Source organism: Candidatus Pelagibacter communis (assembly GCF_001180205.1).
GTDB lineage: Bacteria > Pseudomonadota > Alphaproteobacteria > Pelagibacterales > Pelagibacteraceae > Pelagibacter > Pelagibacter ubique_O.
On record NZ_CVSU01000119.1, the window covers coordinates 1 to 988 of the forward strand.

The 988-nt window shown below is 26.2% G+C and carries 1 protein-coding gene; it reads right to left on the reverse strand.

Annotated features, from left to right (window positions below):
- Positions 1-23 precede the first annotated feature (23 nt).
- Positions 24-779 carry an alpha/beta fold hydrolase gene (locus AMO08_RS05340; protein WP_075485925.1) on the reverse strand — a complete coding sequence of 252 codons (756 nt, stop codon included), beginning with the start codon at positions 777-779 and terminating at the stop codon, positions 24-26.
- Positions 780-988 lie beyond the last annotated feature (209 nt).

Here is a 988-nt window from a genome sequence, read left to right on the forward strand (position 1 = left end):
AGTTTATAGACTGAATAAAAATATTATTCTGAGATAAATTTTTGTACTAAATTATTAAATTGATCAGGCTGTTCTAAATGAACATTATGAGCACAATCCTTAAAAATTTCTAAACGACTATTCTTAATATTTTTTTTTAATGTATCAACCTGATCAAAATTGTACGATGTATCTTTATCACCCCAGATAATCAAAGTTTCATTCTTTATATTTTTTAAATCTTCTTTACCTCTCCAATTTTTCATTGCCAATAAAGCATTGTCAGCAGTCTCTAAAGAAACATCTTTAACTGCATTTTTGCATAAATAATAATTTTTATCTTTATCTCCTTTAACAAACCATTTTTTTGGAACTCTAGAAAATGAAAACTCAATTCCATCTTTTTTTAATTTTTCTCTTGTTTCGTCTATTGTTTCAAATCTACCAGGTATTTCTCCAATTGATCCAGTAGCAAAACAAACTAATTTATTAACTTTATCGCCAATTAGTTTTGTAATTTCTTGAACAATCATTCCTCCCATTGAATGTCCAATTAAATTAAATTTATCAATATTTTTTTGATCTAATAAATCTATTACTTGTCTGGCCATTTTATTTATAGAGTCTAAAGATTTAACATTATGACTTTCACCAAACCCTGGAAGAGCTGGAATTATTACACGATAATGTTTTGAAAAAAATTCTTTTTGAAAGTTCCACATTTCAGATGAGCCTAAATAACCATGAACAAAAACAAGTGGAAACCCTTTGCCTACGTCCTCCACATAAATATTACTCACAACATTTCCTTAATAATAAAAAAAATTATGACAGTCATAAAACCTATAATAAATATATTAATTACTTTCCAAATTTTTTTACTTTTAGCATACTTTGATAAGTAATTAGATAAATATCCCAATACAAAAAGTTAGATAAAAAATTTCTTGATGATGCTTTAATGACATCTATAGCAGGTATATCTGCTGCAATGAAAAATACCGGATAA